Origin of the sequence: Blastococcus goldschmidtiae, assembly GCF_031845325.1 — a bacterium.
Classification (GTDB): Bacteria; Actinomycetota; Actinomycetes; order Mycobacteriales; family Geodermatophilaceae; genus Blastococcus; species Blastococcus goldschmidtiae.
Window position 1 is genome coordinate 36,683 of record NZ_JAVREI010000016.1, and the last position, 25,027, is coordinate 61,709.

Genomic DNA, 25,027 nt, shown 5'->3' on the forward strand with positions numbered 1-25,027 from the left:
GTCAGGCGACCTCGACCGGCTGGTCCTCGAGACCCGGCAGCGCGCCGAGGCGGGTCTCGATGGTGCCCATCAGGCGGTCCTGGAGCGCGTCGATCCCGATGTTCTGGACCACGTCGGCAAAGAAGCCGCGCACGACCAGACGGCGGGCGGTCTCGGCGTCGATGCCGCGCGAGCAGAGGTAGAACAGCTGCTCGTCGTCGAACCGGCCGGTCGCGCTGGCGTGGCCGGCGCTGACGATCTCGCCGGTCTCGATCTCCAGGTTCGGCACCGAGTCGGCGCGGGCGCCGTCGGTGAGCACCAGGTTGCGGTTGAGCTCGTAGGTCTCGGTGCCGGTCGCCGCCGGGCGGATGCGGACGTCACCGATCCAGACCGAGCGCGCGCCCTCGCCCTGCAGCGCACCCTTGTAGAGCACGTTGCTGGTGCAGTTCGGCACGGCGTGGTCGACCCAGAGCCGGTGCTCCTGGTGCTGGGTCTCGTCGGAGAAGTAGACGCCGAAGAGATCCGCGCGGCCGCCGGTCCCGGCGTACTGCACGTTGCTGACCAAGCGCACGAGGTCGCCGCCGAGGGTGACCACGACCTGCTTGTACGTGGCGTCGCGGCCGACGACGACGTCGTACTGGCCGCCGTGCACTGAACCGGGCGCCCAGTCCTGGACCGAGACGAGGGTGACCTGCGCGCCGTCGCCGGCGAGCACGGTGACGCCCCCGGAGTACTTCGCGGAACCGGTGTGGTCGAGGACGACGGTCGCCTTGGCGAAGGCGCCCACCTCGATCACCAGCTGGCCCCAGACGACGTCGTCGCCGCCGGTGCCGGCCAGGCCCAGGGTGACCGGGCGGTCGAGCTGAGCCTCCTTCGCGATGCGGACGACGGCGGCACCGTCGGCCCGCTGGCGGGTGAGGGCGGCCAGCCGGTCCACGGGCTCGGGCAGCCCCTTGATCAGCGGGTCACCGGCCTCCACGCTGGTCAGCTCGACGCCCTCGGGGAGGTCGGTCGTCCAGGTGAGGTGCGCGTCGGAGGCTGCGCCGTCCAGGAGCGGCTTGATCCGCTTCATGGGCGTGAAGCGCCACGTCTCCTCGCGCCCGGTCGGGACGCCGAAGACGTCCGGGTCGGTGGACTTGAGCCGTTCCGGCGGCGAGCCGGTCGGGGTCGGTCCACCGTGCGAGTGCGCACCGGGCGACGCGTTGCCGGCGCTGCCGGTGTCCGACGCCGGGGTGGTCGGGGGGCCCGCCTGCGCACCCACGCCCGGAGCGAACAGCTCCGAGGCAAGGGTGGCCGGCTGGGTCGTGAGGTCGGTCGTGCTGGCGTTCTCGGTCGACATCAGCCGACGGCACCTTCCATCTGCAGCTCGATGAGCCGGTTGAGCTCGAGGGCGTACTCCATGGGCAGCTCGCGGGCGATCGGCTCGACGAACCCGCGGACCACCATGGCCATGGCCTCGTCCTCGGAGAGGCCGCGGCTCATCAGGTAGAAGAGCTGGTCGTCGCTGACGCGGGAGACCGTCGCCTCGTGGCCCATGGAGACGTCGTCCTCGCGGACGTCGACGTAGGGGTAGGTGTCCGACCGGCTGATCGTGTCGACCAGCAGGGCGTCGCACTTCACGGTCGACTTCGAGCCGTAGGCGCCCTCGTCGACCTGGACCAGGCCGCGGTAGGAGGTGCGGCCACCGCCGCGGGCCACCGACTTCGACACGATGGTCGAGGAGGTGTGCGGCGCGGCGTGCACCATCTTGGCGCCGGCGTCCTGGTGCTGGCCCTCGCCCGCGAACGCGATCGAGAGGACCTCACCCTTGGCGTGCTCGCCGGTCATCCAGACGGCCGGGTACTTCATCGTCACCTTGGAGCCGAGGTTGCCGTCGACCCACTCCATGGTCGCGCCCTCGTGGGCCACGGCCCGCTTGGTGACCAGGTTGTAGACGTTGTTCGACCAGTTCTGGATGGTCGTGTACCGGCAGCGGGCGTTCTTCTTGACGATGATCTCGACGACGGCGGAGTGCAGCGAGTCGCTCTTGTAGATCGGCGCGGTGCAGCCCTCGACGTAGTGCACGTAGGCGCCCTCGTCGACGATGATCAGCGTCCGCTCGAACTGGCCCATGTTCTCGGTGTTGATCCGGAAGTAGGCCTGCAGCGGGATCTCGACGTGCACGCCCGGAGGCACGTAGATGAAGGAGCCACCCGACCACACGGCGGTGTTCAGCGCGGCGAACTTGTTGTCGCCGGACGGGATCACCGAGCCGAAGTACTCCTGGAAGATCTCCGGGTGCTCCTTCAGGGCCGAGTCGGTGTCCAGGAAGATGACGCCCTGGTCCTCGAGCTCCTTCTGGATCTGGTGGTAGACGACCTCGGACTCGTACTGGGCGGCGACGCCGGAAACCAGGCGCTGCTTCTCCGCCTCCGGGATGCCCAGGCGGTCGTAGGTGTTCTTGATGTCGTCGGGCAGGTCCTCCCACGAGGCGGCCTGCGCCTCGGTGGACCGCACGAAGTACTTGATGTTCTGGAAGTCGATGCCGGAGAGATCCGAGCCCCAGTCGGGCATGGGCTTGCGGCCGAAGAGCTTGAGGGCCTTGAGACGGCGCTCGAGCATCCACTCGGGCTCGCTCTTGCGACGGGAGATGTCGGCGACGACGTCCTCGTCGACCCCGCGACGGGCCGAGGCACCGGCGACGTCGGCGTCGGCCCAGCCGTACTCGTACCGGCCGAGCTGCTCGATCTGCTCGTCCTGCGTCAGCGGCGTAGCCGGCTGCTGGGTGCTGGTCATGCGGGCGTCCTCTCCCGGTCGATCTCGAGGGCATTGCTGGACTGGCTGGCATTGCTGGACTGGCTGGTGCGCGCGCCGGAGGGCGCTGATCGCTCACCAGGTACAGGGCGTGCGAGGGCCGTTCTGTTCCCCGGGCGCAGTGGTCCAGGGAGGTGGGTGGTGCAGATCCCGTCGCCGTGGGCGATCGTGGCCAGCCGCTGCACGTGGGTGCCCACGAGCCGGCCGATCACCGCGGTCTCGGCCTCGCACAGCTGGGGGAACTCCGCGGCCACGTGCGCCACCGGGCAGTGGTGCTGGCAGAGCTGCCCCCCGCCGGAGATCGCCGAGGCCGTGGCAGCGTAGCCCTCGGCCGTGAGCGCGGCGGCCAGGGCCTGGGCCCGGTCCACCGGCGCTCCGCCGGCGGCGCGCACCGCGCCTTCGACGGCGCTGGACGCGCGGGCCTCGAGCCCGGCGAGCTGCTGCTCGGCGACCGCGCGGACGGCGTCGGGACCACCGGAGGCGGCGACGTACCGGAGCGCGGTCAGCGCCAGGTCGTCGTAGGCGTGCGGGAAGGCCGAGCGGCCGGCGTCGGTGAGGTGGAAGCGGCGGGCCGGGCGGCCACGACCGCGGTGCCCACCGGACCCCGCCCGCCCGGCGACGCGCTCCTCGATGCGGCCGGCGGCCACGAGGGAGTCCAGGTGCCGGCGGACGGCGGCCGGCGAGATGCCGAGCCGGGCCGCGAGCTCGGAGGCGGTCTGCGGGCCGTGCTCCAGCAGCAGGGCGCTGACGCGGTCGCGGGTACGCCCGTCGTCGGCCGGAGCCGACGAACGCGGGGGTGCCACGGCGCTTTCCACAACACGAGTGTGTCCTAAATCAGGAGGCCTGCAAGCAAGGTCCACCTAAGAAGTGCCTCCCGGCGGCCCGCTCGTGACAAGCCTCACGTCGGCCTGCCTGCAGGGGCCCGGCGCGAGCCTGCGAGCGACGGGGGCAGGCCGGTCCTTCTAGCATCGGGGCGTGCCGGTCCTGCCCACCTCCTTCTCCCCCGCGACCGTCTCGCGCCTCGCGCTGGCCAACGCGGTCGCCAACGGACTGATCGTCGTCACCGGCGGACTGGTCCGCCTGACCGGCTCGGGGCTGGGCTGCCCGACGTGGCCGCGCTGCACCGACGACAGCTTCGTGACGACGCCGGAGATGGCCGGTCACGGCCTCATCGAGTTCGGTAACCGCCTGCTCACCTTCGTGCTCGCCGCGGTCGCCATCGCCACCCTGGTGGCCGTGTGGCGCTCCCCACGCCGCGACCTGCGCGCGCTGGCTGTGGTGACGTTCCTGGGCATCCCCGCGCAGGCGGCGCTCGGCGGCGTCACGGTGCTCACCGGCCTCAATCCGTGGACGGTGGCTGCGCACTTCCTCGTCTCCGCCGTCCTGGTGGCGCTCGCCACGACGCTGTGGCTCCGCTCGCGCGAACCGGGCGTGGGCCGGCCGCTGCTCCGCCGTCCGTTCGTGCTGCTGGTCTGGGGCATCGCCGCGACCACGGCCGTCGTGCTGGCCATCGGCACGGTCGTCACGGGCAGCGGACCGCACAGCGGGGACGTGCCCGACGATCCCGACGCCGCACCGGTCCGCATGGGCTTCGACCCGGAGCTGGTCAGCCAGCTGCACGCCGACGCGGTGTTCCTGCTGCTCGGGCTGACCATCGCCCTGCTGGTCGCGCTGCACGCGACCGACGCCCCCGACCGGGTCCGCCGGGCCGCCCGCGACCTGCTGGTCGTCCAGCTGGCCCAGGGGGTCGTCGGCTACGTGCAGTACTTCACCGAGCTGCCGGTCGCCCTGGTGCTGCTGCACATGCTGGGCGCGGTGCTGATCACCGCGTTCACCGCACGGCTCGTCTGGTCCGCCCGCGGGCCGGCGTCCGACGTGCCGCTGGACACCCCCGCACAGCCCGCCGTCGCCAGCCGCTGACCCCGCCGGACCGTGCCAGCCGGCCCACTCGCCGTCCGCTGAGCCCGACTTCCGGGCAATTGGCCTCCGACGGGGCCCTGGAGGGCCGACTTGCCCGCAGATGGTGCTGCCTAGGCGTGCCAGACGAGGACGACGGCGACCGATCCGTCGGGTGACTCCCAGCGCCCGGCGGTGACCTTCTCGTCGGCGCTGCGCGCGTCCGCCCAGGCCGGCCAGGCGTCGTCCTCGTCGTGCCGGACCAGCCGACCGCCACCACCTGCTGACGGGAGGCGCCCCGCGAGGACGCCGTCGCGACGCGGGGACCGGAGGCCTCCCGGCGGGACGTGCGTGGACGCGCTCGTGGCAGCTGGGGGACGGCACCTGGCCGCGGCGTCGTCCGGAGGACGACAGATCACACGATGGCGTCGACGATGATCGCGACCATCAGCAGCGACAGGTACGAGATCGAGACGTGGAACAACGACATCGACCGGATGTCGCCCCCGCGCTTGATGCGGGCGAGCAGGCGGTGGGACTCCACGACGAACCAGGCGCCGAGGAGGACCGCGGGCACCGTGTAGCCCAGGCCGATGCCGTAGTCGGTGGCCACCGGCCACAGCAGCAGGGAGACCGCGACCGTCGCGTAGGCCCAGGCCACCGACTGGCGGCCGACCGACAGCGCGCTGGTCACCACCGGGAGCATCGGGACGTCGGCCCGGGCGTAGTCGTCCTTGAAGCGCAGCGCCAGCGCCCAGAAGTGCGGCATCTGCCAGCAGAAGACGACGGCGAACACCACGACGGCCGGCCAGTCCAGCGAGCCGGTGACGGCGGCCCAGCCGATGAGCACCGGTGCCGCGCCTGGCACCCCACCCCACTCGGTGCTGCGGCGGGTGTGCCGCTTGAACACCATCGTGTAGAGGACGGCGTAGTAGAAGATCGCCCCCGCCGCCAGCGCCGCCGCCAGCAGCGTGGTGGTCGCGGCCAGCAGCGCGATCGAGCTGATCGTGAGGACGAAGCCGAAGACCAGCGCGGCCCGCGGCGTGACCTCGCCGGTGACCAGCGGACGCTTCTGGGTGCGCTGCATCAACCGGTCGATGTCGCGGTCGAAGTAGCAGTTGAAGACGTTCGCCGCGCCCGCGGCGAGGGTGCCGCCGACCAGGGTCGACAGCAGCAGCGCGAACGACGGCCAGCCGCGCGCGGCGAGCATCATCGCCGGCACCGTCGTCACCAGCAGCAGCTCGATGATCCGGGGCTTGGTCAGCCCGACGTAGGCGAGCAGGCGGCTCCGCACGACGGCGGTGCGACCGGAGATCCGGGCGCCCCGGTGGGCCGGAGCCGCACGCTCGGACAGCGCCGTCACCGGTATCCCCCGACCGCGGCGGCGAGCGGGCATCGGGGCACTGCAGCCCAGTGGACGAGCACGAGGGGGCCTACTCCGAGCCGGGGATTGGGAACGCAGGCCACTGTAGCCCGCAGGGGCCTCCTCCCTGGGCGCGGCTCGGGTTCCGCACGACTAGGCTTGATCACGTTGATGCTGCTCGTGCAGCGGGTAGGGCCGAGTCGACGACGACGTGCTCCCGGACCGGGAACGGACCCAGGAACCGGCGGCCCGTCGCTGCCGCGCACGTCGTCCGCCCGGACGCAGTTCTTCCCCGGGCGGCCCGCCAGGCCCCGACCCGAGGGAGCACCGAGCCACGATGGCACCGGACAGCACGAACACGGCCCACACCCAGAGCACCGCACCCGAGGCTCCTGCCGAGGCCGCGACGGACGCGCCGACCGGCTCTCCCACCCAGCCCACGCCGACCCTTCCCGAGGGCTTCGGCGACCTCGACCGCGCGGCGATCGACACCGCCCGCGTGCTGGCGATGGACGCGGTGCAGAAGGCCGGCAACGGCCACCCCGGCACCGCCATGAGCATGGCGCCGACGGCCTACCTGCTCTTCCAGAAGTGGCTCCGCCACGACCCCAGCGACCCGAACTGGGTCGCCCGCGACCGGTTCGTGCTCTCCATGGGGCACTCGAGCCTGACGCTGTACGTGCAGCTGTACCTCTCCGGCTACGGCATGGAGCTCGACGACCTCAAGGCGCTCCGCACCTGGGGCTCGCAGACCCCGGGCCACCCGGAGGTCAACCACACCCCCGGCGTCGAGACGACGACCGGCCCGTTGGGCCAGGGCGTCGGCAACGCCGTCGGCATGGCGATGGCCGCGCGCCGCGAGCGCGGGCTGTTCGACCCCGACGCCCCCGAGGGCCAGAGCCTGTTCGACCACACCATCTGGGCCTTCTGCTCCGACGGTGACCTCGAGGAGGGCGTGAGCGCCGAGGCGTCGTCCCTGGCCGGCACGCAGCAGCTGGGCAACCTGGTGCTCGTCTACGACGACAACGAGATCTCCATCGAGGACGACACGAACGTCGCCTTCACCGAGGACGTCGGCAAGCGCTACGAGGCCTACGGCTGGCACGTGCAGCACGTCGACGACGGCGAGGACCTCGCCGCCCTGGACGCCGCGTTCGCCGCCGCCAAGGCCGAGACCCAGCGCCCGTCCATCATCGTGCTGCGCACGATCATCGGCTGGCCGTCGCCCAACAAGCAGAACACCGGCGCGGCCCACGGCTCGGCCCTCGGCGAGGACGAGGTCAAGGCGACCAAGGAGGTCCTCGGGCTGGACCCGGAGACGTCCTTCGACGTCGCCCCCGGGGTCATCGAGCACGCGCGCAAGGTCGTCGACCGGGGCCGCGAGGCGCACGCCGCCTGGCAGGAGCAGTTCGACGCCTGGAAGCAGGGCAACCCGGACGGCGCCGCGCTGCTGGAGCGGATGACCACCCGCACCCTGCCCGAGGGCTGGGCGGAGAAGCTGCCGAGCTGGGACGCCGATCCCAAGGGCGTCGCCACCCGCAAGGCCTCCGGCGAGGTGCTCGCCGCCCTGTACCCGGTGGTCCCCGAGCTCTGGGGCGGTTCCGCGGACCTGGCGGAGAGCAACAACACCGCGGTGAAGGGCGAGCCGTCGTTCCTGCCCGCCAGCCGCCAGACCAAGATGTGGAGCGGTGGGCCCTACGGCCGCACGCTGCACTTCGGTGTCCGCGAGCACGCCATGGGCGCGGTCATGAACGGCATCGCGCTGCACGGCGGCACCCGCGTCTACGGCGGCACGTTCCTCACGTTCTCCGACTACATGCGCGGCGCGGTCCGGCTGGCCGCGCTCATGCAGCTGCCGGTCACCTACGTGTGGACCCACGACTCGATCGGCCTCGGCGAGGACGGCCCGACCCACCAGCCGATCGAGCACTTCGCCGCGCTGCGGGCCATCCCCGGCCTGGACGTCGTCCGCCCGGCGGACGCCAACGAGGTGGCGGTCGCCTGGCGCACCGTGCTGGAGAACAACGACCGCCCCGCGGGTCTGCTGCTGTCGCGGCAGAACCTGCCGGTGTTCGACCGCGGCGAGCTCGGCTCGGCCGAGGGCACCGCCCGTGGCGCGTACGTGCTGGCCGAGGCATCCAGCGGCACCCCCGAGGTGATCCTGATGGGCACCGGGTCGGAGGTGCAGATCGCCGTCGCCGCCCGGGAGCGGCTGGAGGCCGACGGCGTCCCGACCCGGGTCGTCTCGGTGCCGTGCGTCGAGTGGTTCGCCGAGCAGGACCAGGCCTACAAGGACGAGGTGCTCCCGCCCTCGGTCCGCGCCCGGGTCAGCGTCGAGGCCGGCGTGCCGATGGGCTGGCGCGAGTTCGTGGGTGACGCGGGCCGGATCGTCGGCCTGACGCACTACGGGGCCAGTGCCGCCTACTCGGTGCTGTACGAGAAGTTCGGCCTCACCGACGAGGCGGTCGTCACCGCGGCCCGCGAGAGCATTGCGGCCGCCGCCTCCGGGAACGCTGTGCCGGCCGGCCCGGTTGCAGCCACCGGAGGCCTCCCCCACCCCACCGGCGACCGCTGATCCACGGCCCCGGTGCCGCCCGGACGGGCTCCGCACCGGGGCCACCCCCAGACCGAAAGGCACCCGCCATGGCACAGAACGAGAACCTTGCAGACCTGAGCTCGGCCGGAGTCGCGGTCTGGCTCGACGACCTCTCCCGCGACCGCATCCGCAGCGGCAACCTCCAGGCGCTGGTGGACGAGCACTCGGTCGTCGGCGTGACCACCAACCCGACCATCTTCGCCGCGGCGATCAGCGGGTCGGAGTCCTACGACGACCAGCTGCACGCCATGGCCGTGCGGGAGGTGACCGTCGAGGAGGCGCTGCGCACCATCACCGCCGCCGACGTCCGGGACGCCTGCGACCTGCTCGCGCCGGTCGCCGAGCGGCAGCCCGGTGACGGGCGGGTCTCCCTCGAGGTCGCCCCCGGCCTGGCGAACGACACCGACGCCACCGCGGCCGAGGCGGCCCACCTGTGGTGGCTGGTCGACCGGCCGAACCTGTTCATCAAGATCCCGGCCACCGAGGCGGGCCTGCCCGCCATCCAGACGTCGATCTCCCGCGGCATCAGCGTCAACGTCACGCTGATCTTCAGCCCGGAGCGCTACCGCAAGGTCATGGACGCCTACCTGTCCGGCCTCGAGCAGCGGCTGGCCGACGAGCCGGAGGCCGACCTGTCCGGCATCGCGTCGGTCGCGTCGTTCTTCGTGTCCCGCGTGGACACCGAGATCGACAAGCGGCTGGACGCGGTGGGCGCCGACGCCTCGCTGAAGAGCAAGGCCGGGGTCGCCAACGCCCAGCTGGCCTACCAGGCCTACGAGGAGGTCTTCTCCTCCGACCGCTGGAAGGCGCTCGAGGCCAAGGGGGCGCGCCCGCAGCGGCCGCTGTGGGCCTCGACCGGCGTGAAGAACCCCGACCTGCCCGACACGCTCTACATCAGCGAGCTGATCGCCCCCGGCACGGTCAACACCATGCCGGAGAAGACCCTGATGGCCTACGCCGACCACGGCAGCCCGGGCACCCCGGTGCAGAAGGCCTACGAGGACGCGACGGCGGTCATGCAGTCGGTGAAGGACGCCGGCGTGGACCTCGACGACGTCTTCCGGGTCCTCGAGGTCGAGGGCATCCAGAAGTTCGTCGACTCCTGGGACGAGCTCACCGAGTCGGTCCGCACCCAGCTGGAGGACAAGAAGTGAGCGAGCTCGCGGGTTCACTTCTGGACACAGCACCTCGGCGAACGCCGCCGACGAGCGCCAGCGGGGAGGCAGCGTGACCCTGGAGGTCAGCGTCCGGGGACTGGACGTCCCGGAGGACGTGCGGAGCCGGCTCACCGCCGACGACGTCGCCGCACGACTGGCCCGCAAGGACGCGACGCTCTGGGGGCCGGACGCCGAGAGCGAGGCGGCGATCCGGCTGGGCTGGCTCGACCTGCCCTCCTCGTCGCGCTCCCTGGTCGAGCAGCTGGCCGAGCTGCGCGACGAGCTGCGATCCGAGGGGCTCGACCGGGTCGTGCTCTGCGGCATGGGCGGCTCCTCGCTCGCGCCCGAGGTGATCTGCCGGACCGCCGGCGTGCCGCTCGTCGTCCTGGACACCACCGACCCCGGCCAGGTCGCCGCGGCCGTCACCGAGCTCGAGCGCACCGTCGTCGTGGTCAGCTCGAAGTCCGGCGGCACCGTCGAGACCGACAGCCACCGGCGCATCTTCGAGTCCGCGTTCGCCGCGGTGGGGCTGGACGCCTCGCAGGTCGGGGCGCGCTTCGTCGTCGTCACCGATCCCGGGTCGCCGCTCGCGGACACGGCCGCCGCCATGGGTGCCCGTGCCGTCTTCCTCGCCGACCCGACCGTCGGTGGGCGCTACAGCGCGCTGTCCGCGTTCGGGCTGGTGCCCTCCGCCCTGGCGGGTGCCGACGTCGGGCCGATGCTGGACGAGGCGGAGGAGCTGGCCGAGCACCTGGCTCAGGCCGGCAACCCCGCCTTCGAGCTGGGGGTCGTGCTCGGCGCCGCCGCGGTGCAGGGGCGCGACAAGCTGGCCCTGGCCGACGCCGAGCCGGGCACCGGCACCGGCACCGCGATCGAGGGCTTCGGCGACTGGGCCGAGCAGCTCGTCGCCGAGTCCACCGGCAAGGAGGGCCGCGGCATCCTGCCCGTCGTCCTCGAGTCGGCGACCGCAGCGGGCAGCACCGGCCCGGACACGCTGCTGGCCGTGGCGGGCACCGACACGCCGGCGGCGTCGCCCTCGCTGGCGGTCCGGGGGCCGCTGGGCGCCCAGTTCCTCGGGTGGGAGTACGCCACCGCGGTGGCCGGCCGGGTGCTGGGCATCAACCCCTTCGACCAGCCCAACGTGACCGAGAGCAAGGAGAACACCCGGGCCATCCTCGACTCGGGCCTCCCGGACGAGCAGCCCGCCGCCACGATCGGCGCCGTCGAGGTGCGCGGCAGCAGCGGCGTGCTGGACGGCGTGGACCTGAGCGCGCTGGACGGCGTCTCGCTGGCGCTGGACGCCCTGCTGTCCGCCGTCCCGGAGCAGGGCTACCTGGCCGTGATGGCCTACCTGGACCGGTTCGCCGACGCGCGCGCCGCCGACCTGCGCTCCGCGCTGGCCGCCCGCACCGATCGCGCCGTCACCTTCGGCTGGGGCCCGCGTTTCCTGCACTCGACCGGCCAGTACCACAAGGGCGGCCCGCAGACCGGCGCCTTCCTGCAGATCACCGGGGCCGTCGCCGACGACCTCTCCATCCCCGACCGGCCCTACACGTTCGGCGGGCTGCAGGCCGCGCAGGCCGGCGGCGACCGCAAGGCCCTCGCCGACCGGAAGCGGCCCCTGCTGCACCTGCACCTGACCGATCGGACCGCCGGCATCGGCCAGCTCCTCGCGGCCCTCGCCTGAGGCGCCCAGCAGCTGCCGGCATCCCGCGCGGCCACGCCCCCCGCCGATCCCGAGGACGGACCATGGCTCTCCCCCCGATTCGCGGCTCCCGATGATCGCCAACCCGCTGCGTGACCCGAGGGACCGGCGCCTGCCCCGGGTGCCGGAGCCCTGCGCCCTCGTGGTCTTCGGCATCACCGGCGACCTCGCCCGCAAGAAGCTGCTGCCGGCCGTGTACGACCTGGCCAACCGAGGGCTGTTGCCCACCAACTTCGCGCTGCTGGGCTTCGCCCGCCGCGACTGGGGCGACACGGAGTTCGCCGAGCTCGCCCGGGACGCGGCACGCAAGAACGCGCGGACGCCGTGGCGCGAGGAGGTGTGGGAACGGCTGGCCGCCAGCGTGCACTTCGTCCAGGGCTCGTTCGACGACGACGACGCCTTCGACGAGCTGGCCGGCGCGCTGACCGACCTGGAGGGCAGCCACGGCATCGGCGGCAACGCGGCCTTCTACCTCTCCATCCCGCCGGCGATGTTCCCGACCGTGCTCAAGCAGATGCAGCGCACCGGTATGGCCGACAGCACGCCCGAGCGCTGGCGGCGGGTGGTGGTCGAGAAGCCCTTCGGCACGGACCTGGCGTCCAGCCGCGAGCTCAACCAGCTCGTCGACTCGGTCTTCGGTGCCGACGACGTCTTCCGCATCGACCACTACCTGGGCAAGGAGACCGTCCAGAACCTGATGGCGCTGCGGTTCGCCAACAGCCTCTTCGAGCCGGTCTGGAACGGCCACCACGTCGACTCGGTGCAGATCACCATGGCCGAGGACGTCGGCATCGGCGGGCGCGCCGGCTTCTACGAGGAGACCGGCGCCGCCCGCGACGTGCTGCAGAACCACCTGCTGCAGCTGCTGGCGCTCACGGCCATGGAGGAGCCGGTCGAGTTCTCCGCCGAGCAGATCCGGATCGAGAAGCTCAAGGTGCTGCGCGCCATCTCGCTCCCCGACGACCTGCAGACCTTCGCCGTGCGCGGCCAGTACGAGCCCGGCTGGCTGGCCGGCGAGCGGGCCAACGGCTACCGGCAGGAGGAGGGCGTCGACCCCGCGTCGACCACCGAGACCTACGCCGCCGTCCGACTCGGCGTCGAGACCCGCCGCTGGGCCGGGGTGCCGTTCTACCTGCGCGCCGGCAAACGGCTGCCCCGCCGGGTCACCGAGATCGCGCTGGTGTTCAAGCGGGCTCCGCACCTGCCCTTCGCCGACACCGACACCGAGGAGCTGGGCAACAACCAGCTCGTCGTGCGGGTGCAGCCGGACGAGGGGATCACCCTCAAGTTCGGTTCGAAGGTGCCCGGCAGCGTCATGGAGGTCCGCGACGTCTCGATGGACTTCCTCTACGGCGAGCAGTTCACCGAGTCCTCGCCCGAGGCCTACGAGCGGCTGCTGCTCGACGTCCTCCTCGGCGACGCCACGCTGTTCCCGCGCAACGCCGAGGTGGAGGCCTCCTGGGCGGTGATCGACCCGCTCGAGGAGTTCTGGGCGGGCTCGGAACCCTTCCCCTACCGCGCCGGCGAATGGGGGCCCCGGGCGGCCGACGAGATGCTGGCCGCCGAGGACCGTCAGTGGCGGCGGCCATGAGCCGCGGATGGTCCGGCCCCACCCGAGCAGAGGAGACGCCATGACGACGCTGTGGGACACCACCGGCTCGGCCGTGGTGAAGGAACTGGCCGCCCAGCGGCGGACCGGCGGCGCCGTGCTGTCCGGGGTCGCGCTCACCCTGGTCGTGGTCGCGGACGAGTCCCGGGTCGCCGAGGCCGAGGAGGCCGCCACCTACGCCGCGGAGATGCATCCCTGCCGCGTGCTCATCGTGGTGCGCCGGCAGATCGAGGCACCCGTGCCCCGTCTGGACGCCGAGGTGCAGATCGGCGGGCGGCTCGGGCCGGGCGAGGCGGTCGTGCTGCGCATGTACGGCCGGCTGGCACTGCACTCGGAGTCCGTCGTCCTGCCGCTGCTGGCGGCCGACGCCCCCGTCGTCGCCTGGTGGCACGGCCCTCCCCCCGAGCGGCTCGCCACCGACGCGCTGGCCGTCTTCGCCGACCGCCGCATCACCGACAGCTCGCTGGCCGACGACCCCCGCGAGGCGCTGCGCATCCGGGCCGAGGACTACGTGCCCGGCGACACCGACCTCACCTGGACGCGGAGCACCGCGTGGCGGGCGGTCCTCGCCTCCACGCTCGACTCCGTCGCCGGCCGCCGCGGGGACGCGGTGCAGATCCGCGGGGGCCGGATCGAAGGCGATCCGCACAACGCGACCGCCCAGCTGCTGGCGGGCTGGATCGCCTCCCGGTGCGGCAGCAGCATCGAGGTGACCGACGGCTCGCGCCATGCGGGACCGAGCGGGGTCGAGTCGGTGGTACTGCAACTGGACCAGGGCGAGGAGGTGCGGGTCACCGCGGACCACCGCAGCGGCGCGGTCATCACCCAGCCCAACCGTCCCGACGGCACGGTGGCCCTGCCCGCCCGCGCACTGGGCGACCTGCTCAGCGAGGAGCTGCGGCGGCTGGACCCCGACGAGCCCTACAGCGACGCACTCGAGGCGGCGACCGGGGTGAGCGGGCTGACCGAGCGCTCCCCGGAACGCGAGCACGTGTGGTTCGACCCCACGGAGGACGGCGAGCGGACCGACGCACCCGCCGCAGGGAGCACGTCGTGAGCCTGTCCCCCGGCGACGACGTGGCGGGCCGGCTCGTCGGCGACGAGCGCCCTCCGCCCGACGTCGTCATCGAGACCGATGCCGACCGGCTCGCACGGGCGGTCGCCCAGGCCCTGGTCGCCCGCCTCGCCGCCGCCCAGGTGGTGCACGGGACGGCGTCGGTGGTCCTGACCGGCGGCGGGATCGGCACCGCCGTGCTCGAGCACGTCGCCCGGCTGGCCGCGGAGCCGGTGCGCGAGACCGTGGACTGGGCGGCCGTGGACGTCTGGTGGGGCGACGAGCGGTTCGTGCCCGCCGACGACGACGAGCGCAACGAGAAGGTGGCTCGTCAGGCGCTGCTCGACGCGGTCGGTGCCGATCCGGCGCGGGTGCACCCGATGCCGCCGTCCGACGGGGACTTCGCCGAGCCCGAGGACGCCGCCGCCTGGTACGCGGACCAGCTGGCGACGGCGACGGGCGACGACGGGCAGGTGCCGCGCTTCGACGTGCTGCTGCTCGGGATCGGCCCCGAGGGCCACGTGGCGTCGATCTTCCCGGACTCCGCCGCGGTCCGCGACGAGCGTCCGGTGGTCGCGGTCCGCGACTGCCCCAAGCCGCCGCCGACCCGGATCAGCCTGGGCCTCGCCGCGATCAACGCGGCGGAGGAGGTCTGGCTGGTGGTGTCCGGGGAGGGCAAGGCGCTGGCGGTGGCCGAGGCCCTGTCCGGCGCGGATCCGGTGGACCTGCCCGCGGCCGGGGTGCGCGGCGTCCGGGCGACGCGGTGGCTGCTCGATCGCGCCGCCGCGGGCGGGCTGCCACCGCGCTGAGCCCGGTCCCGCGCCAGCGCGTGCGCGCTACATCCCGCGGCGGGCCCGCAGCCGGGTGAGCGCTTCCTCGAGGAGCGCGTCGCCGTCGGCGTCGGTGCGGCGCTCCCGCACGTAGGCCAGGTGCGTCTTGTACGGCTCGTTGCGCGGGGCCGGGGGCGGGTTGCGCTGGTCCTGCCCCGCGGGGAGCCCGCAGCGGGGGCAGTCCCACATCTCGGGCACGTCGGCGTCGCTGGCGAAGGCGATCCGCGTCTCGTGCCCGTTGGCACACCAGAACGGCAGCCTCAGCCGCGGTGCGGACTCGCCGCGCTCCGCCTCGCCGATCGGACCTGCCCCGACCCTGCTGCCCCGGATCGCGTTGCCACCAGCCACGAGCACTCCCTGAAATCCGACCCAGACGTGTGGCAGATCACCACAGCCCGCGAAGTCTAGATCGTGGAGGGCCGTTCTCCGGTCACGATTCGCACGCGAATCGGTGCGCTGTTCCCGGCCCGCTCCGGAGGCTCGCCGCGAGCCTGCGCGTGGGGAGAGGGAGGGGGTCCTCCGTCAGCCGACCTTGACGAGGATGCCCAGGGCGACGATGCAGACGGCCCAGATCAGCGCCGTGAAGATGGTGAGCCGGTTGAGGTTCTTCTCCACCACCGACGAGCCGGACAGCGAGGCGGACGCGGCGCCGCCGAACATCGAGGAGAGGCCGCCACCCTTGCCGCGGTGCAGCAGGATCAGCACCACGAGCAGCGTGCTGGTCAGGACCAGCAGCACGTTCAGGACAACCTCGATCATGACCTCTCCAGCCTCACGACCGGCGCCGGGCGCCGGATCTCGTCCCCGAGCCTAACCGACACCGCACCGCGATCCTGCCCGGTGCACGTCCGCGCCCCGGTCCGCTCCTCGCTCGCCGGCGCTCGCTGCGATGCTCCCGGCACTGTCAGCGCCCTCCCGTCGTGCGCTTCCGCGCCCCGGTCCGCTCCTCGCTCGCCGGCGCTCGCTGCGATGCTCCCGGGGCTGTCAGCGCACGCCCGCCGTGGCGAGGTCGTAGCCGCTGTAGGGCCGCATCACCACGCCGTTGCGCAGCCGCTGCCCGGCGATCAGCTGGATCCGGGTCTCGGCCAGCGGCACGTAGGCGGCGGTCTCCTCCACCGCGGCGGCCACCGCTCGCCACGCCTCGCGGGCCGCGTCACCGGTGCCGGCGGTGCGCGCGGTGTCGATCAGCCCGTTGATGCCGGGGTCGTCCAGCCGCGCGTAGTTGGTGTTGCCCACCGCGCGGATGCTGCGGCCGTCGGCCAGGGGCGCCAGGAGCGACCCCGCGGTCGGGAAGTCGGGGGTCGAGGTGGCCAGCACGATCCCGTACTCGTTGGCGGCGACGCTGTCGGGGTTGCCGACCTCGGTGGCGTAGAAGCTCGCCGCGTCCAGCGGGCGGACCTCCACCTCGATGCCGACGACGGCCAGCTGCTCGGCCACCACCTCGGCGATCTCCACGCCGGCCCGGCCGTCCGGCACGGCGAGCACCGTGGCGAAGCCGTCCGGCATGCCGCACTCCTCCAGGTGCGCGCGGGCGGCGTCGAGATCGAGCGCGGGGTCGGCGTCCTCGGAGCCGTCCCCGAGGGTGCGGGTCCACAGCCGGGAGGTGCGCACGGCGTTCCCCGCGCCGCCGAGGGCGTCCTGCACCGGACGGCGGTCGACCGCCGCCGCCACCGCGGCCCGGCAGGCCGCGTTGCCGAACGGCGCGACGTCCGTGGGCAGCGCCAGCAGCCGGAGGGCGCCGGTGGTGACGTCGTCGATGCGATCGCGCAGGCCTTCGCCGTCCTCGCCCTCCAGCCGGGCACTCGTGGGCGCCTGCGCCCCCGAACCGGAGATGTCGACGTCGGCCGATCCGGCGAGCAGCGCCTGGTCCCGCTCGACACCCGACAGGCCGGTTCGCACGAGCACGCGGTCGGGCAGCGCCGTCCGGACGTCGTCGGTCGCCGGGTCCCACTCGGGGTTGCGGTCCAGTTGGATCCCCACGGCGGCGTCGACGGAGGTGATCGCGTACGGCCCCGAGGAGACCGGGTCGATCGCGTAGTTCCCGCCGGTGTCCGCCTCGACCGGGACGGGGCTGCTGGAGGGCAGCGCCAGCACGTAGGGCAGGTCGGGCTCCGGTGCGCGCAGCCGGAAGACGATCGTGCGCTCGTCCGGCGTCTCCACGGCGGTGAGCTCCGGATCGTCCTCCTCCGCCGAGTAGGGCCCGGGGTAGCGGTTGGCCGGGTCGTCGAAGAGGTCGACGACGTAGGTGGGGCCGCCGACGACGGTCTGGGCGTCGAAGGACCGCTGGATGCCGTACTTGACGTCCTGCGCGGTGATGGGCCGGCCGTTCTCGAACCGCACCCCCTCGCGCAGGGTGTAGGTCCAGCTCAGCCCGTCCTCCGACGGCGTCCCCAGGTCCGTGGCGAGATCCGGGACGAGCTCACCGGTGCGCCCGGGCTCGGACGAGTAGGTGACCAGTGTCCGGGTGTAGAGCCGCATCAGGTTCCACACGCCCGGGAGGTAGGAGCGCTGGGGATCGAGGCTGTCGATCTCCGGTGCCACCACCCGCAGGGTGCCGCCGGTGGCGTCCGAGGGCGCGCGCACGCCGGTGATGCCCGCGTCCGGCTCGCCCCCGACGACCGGCACGTCGGCCCGGCCACCGGCGCCGCCCAGGCAGCTGACCGCGAGGACCAGGACCGCGACGGCGAGCGCCGCCACCGCGAGGACCGACCGCGCCTGGCGCCACCTCGCCCACGCCGGCAGTCGCCGGCCGAGCCGTTCGAGCGTCTCGTTCACGCGTGCTGTTCCGCCCCCGGTAGTACGGCCGGCGGCGATCAGCAGCGGTCAGCTGACCTCGGCGGCGGTCCGACAGATCTGTGCGAACTCGTCTGCATCCAGGCTGGCACCACCGACGAGCGCACCGTCGACGTCCGGCCCGGCCAGGATCCCGGCCGTGTTCGCGGCCTTCACCGACCCGCCGTAGAGGATACGGACGGACTGCGCCGTCTCGGTGGTGAAGCGCTCGGCGAGCCGCGCCCGCAGCGCGCCGCACACCTCTTGGGCGTCCTCGGGGGTGGCGACCTCCCCGGTGCCGATCGCCCACACCGGCTCGTAGGCGATGACGATCCCGCCGCCCGCCCCGGCCGGCCCGGCGACCTGCTCGGTGGTCAGGCCCTCCAGCGCGGCGTCCAGCTGGGCGGTGCAGTGGGCGACGTGCTCGCCGGCCCGGCGGACCTCCAGCCCCTCCCCCACGCACAGGATGGGCACCAGCCCGTGCCGCAGGCTGCTGCGCACCTTGGCGGCGACGACCTCGTCGGTCTCCGCGTGGTAGGCGCGCCGCTCCGAGTGCCCGACGACGGCGTAGGTGCAGGCCAGCGCGCTGAGCATCGCGCCGCTGACCTCGCCGGTGTACGCCCCGGAGTCCTGCGCGGAGACGTCCTGCGCGCCGTACCCGATGCTCAGCTTGTCGCCGGCCACCAGCGTCTGCACGCTGCGCAGCGCGGTGAACGGCGGCACGACGACGACCTCGGCGGCGTCGAGCTCGGTCGGCTTGAGCGAGAAGACGATCTTCTGCACCAGGCCGATGGCCTCCAGGTGCGTCAAGTGCATCTTCCAGTTGCCGGCGATGAGCGGCCGGCGGCCCGTCCGGACCGCGGGCTGCTGCGTGCGTGCCATGCGTCGTTCCCCGCTCAGTCGGTGAGCACCGCGAGACCCGGCAGTTCCCGGCCCTCGAGGTACTCCAGCGACGCGCCGCCGCCGGTGCTGATGTGGCCGTAGGAGGCCTCGTCCAGGCCCAGCTGCCGGACCGCCGCGGCGGAGTCCCCACCGCCGACGACCGACAGGCCGGCCACGGCCGCGACGGCCTGGGCCACGCCCCGGGTACCGGCCTGGAACGGCGCCAGCTCGAACACGCCCATCGGCCCGTTCCAGAACACGGTGCGCGCCGCACCCAGCTCGGTCCCGAAGATCTCGACGGTGCGCGGACCGACGTCCAGGCCCATCAGGTCGTCGGGGATCTCGGTCACGGGCACGACGCTGGTCTCTGCGTCGGCGCTGAACGCGGTCGCGGCGACGACGTCGACCGGCAGGACGATCCGGTCGCCGGCGGCCGCCAGCAGGCGGCGGCAGGTGTCCACCTGGTCGGCCTCCAGCAGCGACGACCCGACCCCGTGCCCCTGCGCGGCGAGGAACGTGAAGCACATCCCGCCGCCGACCAGCAGGCGGTCGACCTTGGGCAGCAGCGCCTCGATGACGGCCAGCTTGTCGCTGACCTTGGACCCGCCGAGCACGACGACGTAGGGCCGCTCCGGGTCGGTGGTCAGCCGGGTGAGCACCTCGAGCTCGCCGGCCACCAGGCGGCCGGCGTAGTGCGGCACCCGCTGGGCGACGTCGAACACCGAGGCGTGCTTGCGGTGCACGGCGCCGAACGCGTCGTCGACGTAGACGTCGGCCAGAGCGGCGAACCGGTCGGCCAGCTCGCCGCGCTCGGCGTCGTCCTTGGACGTCTCGGCCGCCTCGAAGCGCACGTTCTCCAACAGGAGGACGTCACCGTCACCGAGGGCGGCCGCCAACGCAGCGGCGTCGTCCCCGGCGACGTCGGCGGACAGCGGCACCGTCGTCCCGAGCAGTTCGCCCAGGCGCGCAGCGACCGGCGCGAGGGAGAACTGCGGGTCCGGCGTGCCCTTGGGGCGGCCGAGGTGCGCCGCCACGATCACCCGGGCACCGCCCTCGCGCAACGCCTGCAGCGTGGGCAGGCTGGCGCGGATCCGGCCGTCATCCGAGATGACTGGCGATCCTGTCGTGTGATCCAGCGGGACGTTCAGGTCGGCGCGCAGCAGCACGCGCCGACCCGAGATGCCCTCGCCGAGGAGGTCGTCGACGGAACGCATGCGGGCGGGCTGGGTGGGAGTGCTCAAAGGGACTTGCCCACCAGGGCGGTGAGGTCGACGAGGCGGTTCGAGTAGCCCCACTCGTTGTCGTACCAGCCCAGCACCTTGACCATCGGGCCGAAGACCTTGGTCAGCTTGGCGTCGTAGATGCACGACGACGGGTCGGTGACGATGTCCGAGGAGACGATCTCGTCCGAGGTGTAGGTGAGGTACTTGCCGAGCGGACCGGCGGCGGCCTCGCGGTAGGCGGCGTCGATCTCGTCGGCCGTCGCCTCGCGCTTGAGCTGCACGGTGAGGTCGGTCGCCGAGCCGGTCGGGACGGGGACGCGGATGGCGTAGCCGTCGAGCTTGCCCTTGAGCTCGGGCAGCACGAGGCCGATCGCCTTCGCCGCACCGGTCGAGGTCGGCACCATGTTCAGCGCCGCGGCACGCGCCCGGCGGAGGTCCTTGTGGGGACCGTCCTGCAGGTTCTGGTCGGCGGTGTAGGCGTGGATCGTGGTCATCAGGCCGCGCTCGATGCCGAAGGCGTCGTTGAGGACCTTGGCCAGCGGGGCCAGGCAGTTGGTGGTGCAGGACGCGTTGCTGATGACGGTCTGCGAGCCGTCGTACAGCTCGTCGTTGACACCCATGACGATCGTGATGTCGTCGTCGGTGGCCGGCGCGGAGATGATGACCTTCTTGGCGCCACCGGCGTCGACGTGCTTGCGGGCGTCGGCGGCCTTGGTGAAGAACCCGGTGGACTCGACGACGACGTCGACACCCAGGTCGGCCCACGGCAGGTTGGCCGGGTCGCGCTCGGAGAGCACCTTCATCTTGGTGCCGCCGATGGTGATGCCATCGCCGTCGGCGACGACCTCCTGCGGCAGCCGGCCCAGGATGCTGTCGTACTTGAGCAGGTGAGCCAGGGCCTCGTTGCTGGTGAGGTCGTTGACGGCCACGATCTCGATGTCCTGGCCGCTGGCCGCGGCGGCCCGCCAGAAGTTGCGGCCGATCCGGCCGAATCCGTTGATGCCTACCCGGACCGTCACTGCAGACCTCCACGTCGAGTTCGCGCCGTCGGGCCGCACGCACCGCGCGGCCTCGTTCCCCAGAACCCTAGCGGCCGGGCTGCTTCGCGGCTGCCGGTCACCCGCTCGGGTGTTCCGGGGGTCACCCCGCAGCGACCGGCTCCGGTGCCTCGTCCGCGGTCGCCGCGTCCCGGGCGCCGGCCGCGGCGGCCATGACGCAGTCGCGGCCGGCTGCCTTGGCGCGGTAGAGGGCCTGGTCGGCGGCCTCGAGCAGCGCTGCGGCCGAGGCGCCGTCATGGGGACCGACGGCGACGCCGGCGCTGATGGTGACCCGGATCTGCTCACCGTCGATCGAATGGATCGCGGCCGCCACGTCGCGGCGGATCTGCTCCGCGCGCCGGAGCGCCTGATCGCGGTCGGCGCCCGGGAGGAGGACGAGGAACTCCTCGCCACCGAGGCGGACGGCCGTGTCCCCGTCCCGGACCGCGGCCTGCAGCAGCCGGGCGACGGCGGAGAGCACCAGGTCACCGGCCGCGTGACCGAACCGGTCGTTGACGACCTTGAAGTGGTCGATGTCGAGGACGAGGACGGCCTGCCCGTCGTCGCGCGTCCCGGCGTCGAGGTCACCGGCGAGGACCCGGTCGAGGTGGCGGCGGTTGTGCAGCCCGGTCAACGGGTCGCGGACGGCCTCCTCGGCGAGCTCGGCGCGCAGCCGGTCGATCACCTGGACCTGCTCGGCCAACTGCCGGTTCAGCTCCTCGACGGCCGCCTGTCGCGCCTGCTGCTCACTGACGTCCCGAACCACGAGGATCCGGCCCAGGGGCCGCCCCCGGGTATCGCTGACCGCAGTGTCGCGGACGTCGATCCAGAAGTCCGGCGCAACCTCGGCGAGGCGGTGGCCATCCGCCCGCTGGACCTGCTGCAAGGTGGCGACCGCCCGGGGCCCCGCGACGTACGACAGCGGCCGGCCCACCACGTCGACCCCGTGCAGCTCGGGGCGGAGCCGGCACAGCAGACGAGAGGCGGCCGGGTTGAGGTCGATCAGCACGTCGAGCGGGTCGACCACCAGGACGGCGTCGGGAACGGTGTCGACGACCTGCTCCCGGGCGACGGGCACCAGCCGCAGCAGCCCGAGCCGGAAGATGGTCCAACAGGACACCAGCCCGCTGACGAGGAAGAACAGCGGGGTGACGTCGATGCCGCTCCCGTCCGCCTGGCCCGCGACGGCCACGACGTTGCCCACCGTCGACAGCGCGCCCGACGCCAGCAGAACACCGGCCTGGCGGCGGAATACACCCGCGGCGCTCCAGACCCGGCGCACCAGGTATGCGTAGCCGAGCCCGACCAGCAGGTAGGAGTAGGCGGTGTGGGCCAGGAAGAGCGGCCCCATCATCTGCTGCCCGGTCGAGCTCCCGTCCAGACCCACCCCGGAGAGCACCAGGTCGCGACTGGCCGGTACGGCCGCGACCACGACCAGGACGACGGGTTCGATCGCCAGGAGGACGCCGGCGCGGCGGGACAGCCGCCACGAGGGGGTGGAGACCGACCGCGCGAGCGAGTAGGAGCTCACGACCACCAGGCCGACCGACGCGAGCAGCACCGCGGGGTAGACCAGGCGCACCACCTGGGCCTCGACGGAGTAGACGACCGCATCGGCGGCCGACCAGCACGCGACGCCGACCATCGTGAGCGCGAGCGCGGTCGCGGCCGGAGTCCGGCCCCGCCGTCGCCAGGCCAGCACGGCGGTGACGACGGCGACGACGGCTGCGCAGGCGAACAGGAGCGCCCACTGCTGTGGCGTCATCCCGGCTCCTCGGTCAAGAGCGGGCTCGGTCGCCCGCCACTCCCGAGGGCATCGGAGACTGCGTCGTTCTCCTGTAGCCGCGTCTCACCCAGAGGGAGGACGTCCGGCCGCCGCCCGTGGCGGGACGGCGGCCCCGTCCGCTACTGCGTGAGCATGTCGTCGGTGACGACGGCGCCCATGCGTACGTGAGCATCCGTCGCCACCGTCGGCCTGCAGGGCTACTGCGTGAGCATGTCGTCGGTGACGACGGCGCCCATGCGTACGTGAGCATCCGTCGCCACCGTCGGCCCGCAGGGCTACTGCGTGAGCATGTCGTCGGTGACGACGGATTCCGTGTCCGGGATGCCCAGGTCCTTGGCGCGCTTGTCGGCCATCGCCAGGAGACGCCGTATGCGCCCGGCGACGGCGTCCTTGGTCATCGGCGGATCGGCCCGCTGACCGAGTTCCTCCAGCGAGGCCTGGCCGAATTCCAGCCGCAGCCGGCCGGCGACGAGCAGGTGCTCGGGGGCGTCGTTGGCGAGGATCTCCATGGCGCGCTCGACGCGAGCGCTGGCCGCCACGGCCGCGCGCGCCGAGCGGCGCAGGTTCGCGTCGTCGAAGTTGGCCAGCCGGTTGGCCGTCGCCCGGACCTCGCGGCGCATCCGCCGCTCCTCCCAGGCCATGACCGCGTCGTGGGCGCCCATGCGGGTGAGCAGCGCGCTGATGGCGTCGCCGTCGCGGACCACGACCCGGTCGGCGCCGCGGACCTCGCGGGCCTTGGCGGCGATGCCGAGCCGGCGAGCGGCACCGACGAGCGCCATGGCCGCCTCCGGGCCGGGACAGGTCACCTCGAGCGACGAGGACCGGCCGGGCTCGGTCAGCGACCCGTGGGCGAGGAAAGCCCCCCGCCACGCGGCCTCGGCGTCGTTGATGCTGCCGGAGACCACCGCGGGCGGCAGACCGCGCACCGGGCGGCCGCGCTGGTCGACCAGCCCGGTCTGGCGGGCCAGTCCCTCACCGTGCTTGGCGATGCGCACCAGGTAGCGCACGCCCCGGCGGATGTTCCCCCCGGCCAGCACGCTCACCCCGCTCGTGTAGCCGTAGACCTCGCTGATGTCCCGCCGGAGCCGTCGCGCGACGGAGCCGGTGTCCAGCTCGGCCTCGATGACCACCCGGCCGCCGACGATGTGCAACCCGCCGGAGAAACGCAGCAGCGCGGTGACCTCCGCCTTGCGCTCTGAGGTCTTCGTGCACTCGACCCTCGAGAGCTCGTCCTTCACCATGGCCGTCATCGCCACGTCGTCCACCCCCACGTAGCTACGGGGCTACCTGTCGTCGTCCGGGTCATCGCCATGCGTGGCGTCCCTCTTCCCCCTCGTACCGGCCAGGTCCGTACGTTCCGGTACCCGGCCTGAGCCCTCTACCCGTTCAGCGCCGCCCGACCACGGAGGCCAGGGCGGCCGACAGGCGCACGGGATCGTGCCGTGGCGCACCGTCGAGTTCAGCGACCGACGCCAGGACGAGCTCGGCGCCGCACGAGCGCACCGCAGACAGGAGACCACGGCGGTCAACCACCGAGTCAGCATCCGCGATCACGCTGTGCAATGGCACTCCGCCGAGATGGGCCTGCAGCACGGTCACATGCTCCTCTGGTGAGAATCCGTCGGTCTCCCCGGGCTGCGGTTCCAGGTTCAGCACGACCACCACCTTCGCCGCCGCTGCGGCCAGCGCCGCCCGCAGCTGGGGCACCAGCAGGTGCGGCAGCACCGAGGTGTACCAGGAACCGGGGCCCAGCGAGATCACGTCGGCCGCGGCGATCGCCTCGAGCACGGCCGGGTTGACGGGCGGATCGGACGGCGACAGCCGGATCTGCCGCACCCTCCCAGGGGTCGTGGCGATGGCCACCTGCCCGCGGATCGTGCGCACCTGCGTGTGGTCCTCCCGGTCGACGGGCTCCACCCGGGCGACGAGGTCCAGCGGGACGTCGGCCATGGGGAGCACGCGGCCCCGGGCGCCGAGCAGGCCGGCGAGCTCGTCCAGTGCCTGCACCGTGTCCCCGCCGTGCAGCTCGACGAGACCGGTGAGCACCAGGTTGCCCACGGAGTGGCCGGCCAGGCCCCCGCTGCCGCCGAGCCGGTGCTGCAGGAGCGCGGCCAGCCCCTGCTCCCGCTCCCCCGACCCGGCCAGGGCGGTGAGGGCCATGCGCAGGTCCCCCGGCGGCAGGACGGGTAGCTCCCGGCGGATACGGCCGGATGAGCCGCCGTCGTCGGCGACGGTGACCACGGCGGTGACGTCCGGCGTGAGCTCCCGCCACGCCGCCAGCGCGGCCGCCAGCCCGTGCCCCCCGCCGAACGCGACCGCCCGGGGTGGCCGCACGCCCCGTTCCG

20 protein-coding genes are annotated in these 25,027 nt (G+C 73.2%); 7 read left to right on the forward strand and 13 right to left on the reverse strand.

Annotation, left to right across the window (positions count from 1 at the left end; all coding sequences use genetic code 11):
• Window position 1 precedes the first annotated feature (1 nt).
• The 3 genes from sufD to RM425_RS18005 are packed head-to-tail and all read right to left on the reverse strand — an operon-like array spanning window position 2 to window position 3,587.
• A complete protein-coding gene (sufD, locus tag RM425_RS17995; protein WP_311346595.1) occupies window positions 2-1,318 on the reverse strand; it encodes a Fe-S cluster assembly protein SufD in 1,317 nt (438 codons plus the stop codon).
• Complete coding sequence (gene sufB, locus RM425_RS18000; RefSeq protein WP_311346596.1) at window positions 1,318-2,754, reverse strand: Fe-S cluster assembly protein SufB; 1,437 nt, start codon at window positions 2,752-2,754, stop codon at window positions 1,318-1,320. Before sufB ends, sufD begins: the two co-directional genes overlap by 1 nt.
• Window positions 2,751-3,587: a helix-turn-helix transcriptional regulator gene (locus tag RM425_RS18005; protein WP_311346597.1), complete on the reverse strand. Its 837-nt coding sequence runs from the start codon at window positions 3,585-3,587 to the stop codon at window positions 2,751-2,753. Before RM425_RS18005 ends, sufB begins: the two co-directional genes overlap by 4 nt.
• 160 nt (window positions 3,588-3,747) lie before the next feature.
• Here RM425_RS18005 and RM425_RS18010 point away from each other — a divergent pair, with 160 nt between their 5' ends.
• A complete protein-coding gene (locus RM425_RS18010) occupies window positions 3,748-4,692 on the forward strand; it encodes a COX15/CtaA family protein (protein WP_311346598.1) in 945 nt (314 codons plus the stop codon).
• A 391-nt stretch (window positions 4,693-5,083) separates the two neighbouring features.
• Here the strand turns inward: RM425_RS18010 and RM425_RS18015 are convergent, their stop codons facing one another.
• Window positions 5,084-6,031: a heme o synthase gene (locus RM425_RS18015; protein ID WP_311346599.1), complete on the reverse strand. Its 948-nt coding sequence runs from the start codon at window positions 6,029-6,031 to the stop codon at window positions 5,084-5,086.
• A 337-nt stretch (window positions 6,032-6,368) separates the two neighbouring features.
• On the opposite strand from RM425_RS18015, the gene tkt reads away from it, so the two are divergent.
• The 6 genes from tkt (at window position 6,369) to pgl (ending at window position 14,961) form a co-directional block, all read left to right on the forward strand.
• A complete protein-coding gene (gene tkt, locus RM425_RS18020; RefSeq protein ID WP_311346600.1) occupies window positions 6,369-8,606 on the forward strand; it encodes a transketolase in 2,238 nt (745 codons plus the stop codon).
• A gap of 68 nt (window positions 8,607-8,674) precedes the next feature.
• Window positions 8,675-9,781, forward strand: a complete 1,107-nt coding sequence (gene tal, locus RM425_RS18025; RefSeq protein ID WP_311346601.1) for a transaldolase — start codon at window positions 8,675-8,677, stop codon at window positions 9,779-9,781.
• Window positions 9,782-9,854: 73 nt separating this feature from the next.
• A complete protein-coding gene (locus RM425_RS18030; RefSeq protein ID WP_311346602.1) occupies window positions 9,855-11,471 on the forward strand; it encodes a glucose-6-phosphate isomerase in 1,617 nt (538 codons plus the stop codon).
• A gap of 91 nt (window positions 11,472-11,562) precedes the next feature.
• Entirely contained in the window at window positions 11,563-13,080 is a 1,518-nt protein-coding gene (gene zwf, locus RM425_RS18035; protein ID WP_311346603.1) for a glucose-6-phosphate dehydrogenase, read from the forward strand.
• Between the two features lie 40 nt (window positions 13,081-13,120).
• Window positions 13,121-14,155, forward strand: a complete 1,035-nt coding sequence (locus RM425_RS18040) for a glucose-6-phosphate dehydrogenase assembly protein OpcA (protein WP_311346604.1) — start codon at window positions 13,121-13,123, stop codon at window positions 14,153-14,155.
• On the forward strand, window positions 14,152-14,961 hold the full coding sequence (gene pgl, locus RM425_RS18045) for a 6-phosphogluconolactonase (protein WP_311346605.1): 810 nt from the start codon (window positions 14,152-14,154) through the stop codon (window positions 14,959-14,961). The genes RM425_RS18040 and pgl overlap by 4 nt, the downstream gene beginning before the upstream one ends.
• 27 nt (window positions 14,962-14,988) lie before the next feature.
• Here the strand turns inward: pgl and RM425_RS18050 are convergent, their stop codons facing one another.
• The 9 genes from RM425_RS18050 to RM425_RS18090 all read right to left on the reverse strand — a co-directional run bounded on the left by RM425_RS18050 (window position 14,989) and on the right by RM425_RS18090 (window position 25,016).
• On the reverse strand, window positions 14,989-15,330 hold the full coding sequence (locus RM425_RS18050; protein ID WP_311346606.1) for an RNA polymerase-binding protein RbpA: 342 nt from the start codon (window positions 15,328-15,330) through the stop codon (window positions 14,989-14,991).
• A 174-nt stretch (window positions 15,331-15,504) separates the two neighbouring features.
• Complete coding sequence (secG, locus tag RM425_RS18055; RefSeq protein WP_396137067.1) at window positions 15,505-15,741, reverse strand: preprotein translocase subunit SecG; 237 nt, start codon at window positions 15,739-15,741, stop codon at window positions 15,505-15,507.
• Between the two features lie 225 nt (window positions 15,742-15,966).
• Window positions 15,967-17,757 carry an ABC transporter substrate-binding protein gene (locus tag RM425_RS18060; protein WP_311346607.1) on the reverse strand — a complete coding sequence of 597 codons (1,791 nt, stop codon included), beginning with the start codon at window positions 17,755-17,757 and terminating at the stop codon, window positions 15,967-15,969.
• 48 nt (window positions 17,758-17,805) lie between these two features.
• Entirely contained in the window at window positions 17,806-18,636 is an 831-nt protein-coding gene (tpiA, locus tag RM425_RS18065; RefSeq protein WP_311346608.1) for a triose-phosphate isomerase, read from the reverse strand.
• A 14-nt stretch (window positions 18,637-18,650) separates the two neighbouring features.
• Window positions 18,651-19,850, reverse strand: a complete 1,200-nt coding sequence (locus tag RM425_RS18070) for a phosphoglycerate kinase (protein ID WP_311346609.1) — start codon at window positions 19,848-19,850, stop codon at window positions 18,651-18,653.
• A 23-nt stretch (window positions 19,851-19,873) separates the two neighbouring features.
• Window positions 19,874-20,878: a type I glyceraldehyde-3-phosphate dehydrogenase gene (gene gap / locus RM425_RS18075; protein WP_311346610.1), complete on the reverse strand. Its 1,005-nt coding sequence runs from the start codon at window positions 20,876-20,878 to the stop codon at window positions 19,874-19,876.
• Window positions 20,879-20,999: 121 nt separating this feature from the next.
• Window positions 21,000-22,661, reverse strand: coding sequence for a diguanylate cyclase (locus RM425_RS18080; RefSeq protein WP_311346611.1), 1,662 nt, complete (start codon window positions 22,659-22,661; stop codon window positions 21,000-21,002).
• Window positions 22,662-22,957: 296 nt separating this feature from the next.
• Window positions 22,958-23,953: a DNA-binding protein WhiA gene (whiA, locus tag RM425_RS18085; protein ID WP_304544071.1), complete on the reverse strand. Its 996-nt coding sequence runs from the start codon at window positions 23,951-23,953 to the stop codon at window positions 22,958-22,960.
• Between the two features lie 115 nt (window positions 23,954-24,068).
• Entirely contained in the window at window positions 24,069-25,016 is a 948-nt protein-coding gene (locus RM425_RS18090) for a gluconeogenesis factor YvcK family protein (protein ID WP_311346612.1), read from the reverse strand.
• Between the last annotated feature and the right edge of the window lie 11 nt (window positions 25,017-25,027).

Coding starts and splice junctions, on each gene's coding strand:
- tpiA (WP_311346608.1), bottom strand. CDS start 18,636: ATGGCACGCACGCAGCAGCCCGCGGTCCGGACGGGCCGCCGGCCGCTC.
- zwf (WP_311346603.1), top strand. CDS start 11,563: ATGATCGCCAACCCGCTGCGTGACCCGAGGGACCGGCGCCTGCCCCGG.
- tal (WP_311346601.1), top strand. CDS start 8,675: ATGGCACAGAACGAGAACCTTGCAGACCTGAGCTCGGCCGGAGTCGCG.
- sufD (WP_311346595.1), bottom strand. CDS start 1,318: ATGTCGACCGAGAACGCCAGCACGACCGACCTCACGACCCAGCCGGCC.
- RM425_RS18040 (WP_311346604.1), top strand. CDS start 13,121: ATGACGACGCTGTGGGACACCACCGGCTCGGCCGTGGTGAAGGAACTG.
- tkt (WP_311346600.1), top strand. CDS start 6,369: ATGGCACCGGACAGCACGAACACGGCCCACACCCAGAGCACCGCACCC.
- sufB (WP_311346596.1), bottom strand. CDS start 2,754: ATGACCAGCACCCAGCAGCCGGCTACGCCGCTGACGCAGGACGAGCAG.
- secG (WP_396137067.1), bottom strand. CDS start 15,741: ATGATCGAGGTTGTCCTGAACGTGCTGCTGGTCCTGACCAGCACGCTG.
- RM425_RS18070 (WP_311346609.1), bottom strand. CDS start 19,850: ATGCGTTCCGTCGACGACCTCCTCGGCGAGGGCATCTCGGGTCGGCGC.
- RM425_RS18080 (WP_311346611.1), bottom strand. CDS start 22,661: ATGACGCCACAGCAGTGGGCGCTCCTGTTCGCCTGCGCAGCCGTCGTC.